The organism is Microbacterium sp. P2_F9 (assembly GCF_056403635.1).
In genome coordinates this window covers 1-3,865 of sequence record NZ_JBFUFC010000269.1, presented here as the reverse complement: position 1 = coordinate 3,865, position 3,865 = coordinate 1, and the positions used below count along the sequence as shown (strand labels likewise).

Here is a 3,865-nt window from a genome sequence, read left to right as displayed (position 1 = left end):
GCGCCGACCCGACCTCGCCGTTCTTCCGCGCGGGTGGACGCAACCGGTTCACGGCCCGTCGGGCGCGCGTCATCGGTGTCGAGCAGGTAGCGCCGGCGATCCTGCGGGTGCGGGTCACCGGACCAGACTTCGGCGATTTCGTCAGCGGCGGGCCGTCCGACCACATCCGGGTGTTCTTCCCCGATCCGGCGACCGGCGAACTCGTCGCCCCGACTGCGGCCGGACCCGCCGAAGACGGCATCGTCCGGCCGGAGGGCCCGGTGCACTCTCGCGACTTCACGCCGTTGCGCGTGGTCACCATCGGGGCCGGGGCCGCCGTCGACCTGGACTTCTACCTGCATCCCTCCCCCGGACCGGCGGCGGTCTGGGCGGCAGCGGCCCGTATCGACGACGAGATCGTCATCGTCGGCCCGCGCGGCTCGAAGGGCGCGCCGCAAGGCGCTGCGCGGCTCGTACTCGTGTGCGACGAGACGGCGCTGCCCTCGGCCACGCGGTGGGCCGCGGAAGTTCCCGCCGCGACAGCGGTCGACCTCATCGCCATCACGACCGACGACGGCGGCTGGGTCAATGACTACATCGCCGAGACCTCCGGCCGCGGCGACGTCCGCGTCCACCCCCTGGCTGCAGGCTCCGGCGACGATGCGCTCATCGCGCTCTTCGACAGCGTGGGAACGGATGCCGCGACCTTCGTCTTCGCGGCGGGCGAGGCATCCGCTCTCGTCGCCCTCCGTCGGCACCTGCGCCGCACCCTCGGGCTCTCGGCGGAGCAGGTCGCGATGAGCGGCTACTGGAAGCGCGGGACCGCCGGCTTCGACCACCACGCGCCGATCGACCCCGCCGACCCCGACTGACCGTCGGCTGCGGCACCCGCTCGCGCGCTCCCGGAAGTGCCGCGACCCGCACGCAGGCCTCAGGCCTGCGTGCGGGTCGCGGGTGGGAGAACTCAGTGCTTGTCGAGCACCAGCGGGCGGCGCAGGAAGAGCACCGCGACCAGCCCGACCAGGATGACGCTGGCCGGCAGCAGGATCGACTGCGCCATCGCCGTGGAAAATCCCTCCAGCACGAACGGCGGCAGGGTGCCGCCGCCGAAGCCGCTGGCGGCCTGCGACGCACCGGGGAGGTTCGCCTCGAGGCGACCCTGCATGAAGGCTGCGATGGCCGCCGAGCCGATCACCGAGCCGACGGTGCGCGTCGTGTTGTAGATGCCCGCGCCGGCGCCCGCCTGCTTCATCGGGAGGCCGCGGGTCGCCGTCGTCGCGAGCGGACCCCACATGCCCGCGTTGCCGATGCCCATCAGCGCCGAAGGAAGGAGGAACATCCACACCGGGGTATCGACGTTCATGATCGCCGAGTACCAGAACAGCGACCCGGCGACCGCCAGCAGCCCGGGCACCAGGAGGAATCGGGGATCGGTGCGATCGAGGAGCTTGCCTGCGAAGGGGGCGAGGACGCCCGACAGCACCGCCATCGGGATGAGGAGCAGTGCGGACTGGGTCGGCGTCAGGCCGAGCGCAAGCTGGATGAAGAACATGAGGGGCAGTGACATGCTCGTGACCGTGAATCCGACCGTCGAGATCGCGATGTTCGAGACGCTGAAGTTGCGCTCCTTGAACAGCTCCAGCGGGACGAGCGGCTCGTTCTTCGTGCGTGCCTGAGTCCAGATGAAGATCCCCATGACGAGCACGCCCGCGATGATCATGCCCCACACGGTGATGGGGCCCCAGATCACACCCCAGTCGTAGTGCTGCGCCTCCTGCAGTCCGAAGACGATGAGGAAGAGGCCGACAGCGCTGAGCAGCACACCGAGGATGTCGAAGCGATGCGGGTGAGTCGGCAGGTTCGGCACGAGGATCGCGGCCATCACGAACGCGACGATGCCGACCGGGATGTTGATGAAGAAGATCCACTCCCACCCGAGGCCGTCGACGAGAAGCCCGCCGGCCAGCGGTCCGACCAGCGTCGCGACACCGGCGGTCRCACCCCACAGACCCATGGCAGCGCCGCGGTTCGCGGGCGGGAAGGTGCGGGTGATGACGGCCATCGTCTGCGGGGTCATGAGCGCCGCGCCGAGGCCCTGCACCGCACGCGCGACGATCAGCAGGGTCAGCGTGCCCGACAGTCCGCAGCCGAGCGAAGCCAGGGTGAAGACGACGAGTCCGATGAGGTAGATGCGCTTGGGTCCGAAGCGATCGCCGAGGCGCCCCGTGATCAGCAGCGGCACCGCATACGCCAGCAGGTACGCGCTCGTGACCCACACGACGTTGTCGAGGTTCGCGCTGTCGGGGTCGAGCGCGGCCTTGATCGCCGGGTTCGCGACCGAGACGATCGTCGTGTCGACGAGGATCATGAAGAACCCGATGACGAGGGCCCACAGGGCCGGCCACGGGTTCTTGGGTCCTTGCGTCTTGTTGACGCCCGTGATCAGGCGGGGTTCCCCGAGAGGAGCGGATGCCGCGGCATCCGTCGATTGCTCTGTCATAGTCGTGCGGCCTTTCGGGATTCGAGATAGTGCGGGGTCGGCGCGATGACCGCTCCCCACGAGAAGCTGTGGGTTTCAAGGCGCTCGAGGATTCCGTCGAGCCAGGCGAGGTCGGCGCCCTGCAGCAGCACGGCACGCTCGACCTCGAGCAGGAACTGCTCGGGGACGCCCTTCTCGACCGCCGCGGCGCGACCTTCGCGCAGTGTTTCCAGCGACGCGGCGAGAGCGGCACGGCGGAGGCGCAGCAGCCCGATCACCTCGTCGCGGTCGAGATTGTGCGATTCGGCGAGTGCGACGCGGAATTCCGCGGGGTGATCGATGCGCGCGAGCTCGCGCCGCACCCATTCGCAGACGGCATCGCTGCCACGCGGAGTGAGTGTGTAGGTGGTGCGATCGGGACGGTTGCCGTCACGGTCGACGCCGACCTCGGCGACGAGCCCGGTCCGTTCCAGCCGCGCGACCGTGTGGTAGAGAGTGCCGTTCGCGATCGGCACGAGCCGGTCGTCCCGCCGCTGCCGCATGAGCCGGATCATCTCGTACGGATGCATGTCGCCTTCGCCGAGCAGCGCGAGCACCATCACCGCCAGCGGGGTGAGGCGATCGACGGCGTCTCTCATGATGAGCCTTTGCGTGGGGAAGAGGGTGGGACCGAATAGTCCGTGACGTTTAGTCCATATGGACTATACCTCAGCCGAAGAGGTAGGGGTCGGCACGGTGTTCCTCACGAGGGGCGCGCGCTAGCGTGTCGATCATGACGACGAGCGAGATCATCAGGGGCGCGCGCCTCGCGGATGCACCGGCAATCGCCCGGCTCATCCGCCAGTCGAGAGCCGAGGCGATGCCCTGGCTCGCGGTCATCCACACCCTGGAGGAAGACGATGGGTGGGTTGCGGGGGTCCTGCTGCCCTCCGACGACGTGACGGTTGCAGTCAGCCCGACGGACGACGCAGTGCTTCTCGGCGTGCTCGCGCTCAGCCCCGGCTGGGTGAATCACCTCTACATCGCCACGTCGGCACAAGGCCAGGGCGTGGGATCGCGGCTGCTGCGCCTTGCGCAGGAGAGCACGGCCGAGGATCTGCAGCTCTGGGCGTTCCAGCGCAATACCCGAGCCCGCACCTTCTACGAACGGCGCGGCTTCGTCGAAGTGCGCAGCACCGACGGCGACAATGACGAGCGCGAACCCGACGTTCTCTATCGGTGGGAACTCACTCGACAATGATTGTGCGCGTTAACGTGAAATGGCCACCCAGCGTTGGGTGGCCATTTCTCGAAAGAAGTCCGGCGGTGTCCTACTCTCCCACAGGGTCCCCCCTGCAGTACCATCGGCGCTGAGAGGCTTAGCTTCCGGGTTCGGTATGGGACCGGGCGTTTCCCTCTCGCTATGGC

Annotated in this window: 4 protein-coding genes and 1 rRNA gene; 2 read left to right on the top strand and 3 right to left on the bottom strand. The window is 68.6% G+C overall.

Annotated elements, in window-relative coordinates; translation table 11 throughout:
* A partial coding sequence (locus tag AC1DVT_RS18530; RefSeq protein ID WP_477390674.1) for a siderophore-interacting protein occupies nucleotides 1-851 on the top strand: 851 nt, incomplete at its 5' end.
* A 92-nt stretch (nucleotides 852-943) separates the two neighbouring features.
* On the opposite strand, the gene AC1DVT_RS18525 is transcribed toward AC1DVT_RS18530, so the two are convergent.
* Together AC1DVT_RS18525 and AC1DVT_RS18520 are read right to left on the bottom strand one after the other, a co-directional pair.
* On the bottom strand, nucleotides 944-2,479 hold the full coding sequence (locus AC1DVT_RS18525) for a DHA2 family efflux MFS transporter permease subunit (RefSeq protein WP_477390672.1): 1,536 nt from the start codon (nucleotides 2,477-2,479) through the stop codon (nucleotides 944-946).
* Entirely contained in the window at nucleotides 2,476-3,096 is a 621-nt protein-coding gene (locus tag AC1DVT_RS18520; protein WP_477390670.1) for a PadR family transcriptional regulator, read from the bottom strand. The genes AC1DVT_RS18525 and AC1DVT_RS18520 overlap by 4 nt, the downstream gene beginning before the upstream one ends.
* 134 nt (nucleotides 3,097-3,230) lie before the next feature.
* On the opposite strand from AC1DVT_RS18520, the gene AC1DVT_RS18515 reads away from it, so the two are divergent.
* Entirely contained in the window at nucleotides 3,231-3,698 is a 468-nt protein-coding gene (locus AC1DVT_RS18515; RefSeq protein WP_477390668.1) for an N-acetyltransferase family protein, read from the top strand.
* 57 nt (nucleotides 3,699-3,755) lie between these two features.
* Here AC1DVT_RS18515 and rrf read toward each other — a convergent pair.
* Nucleotides 3,756-3,865 (bottom strand): 5S ribosomal RNA (rrf, locus tag AC1DVT_RS18510); the annotation flags it as partial.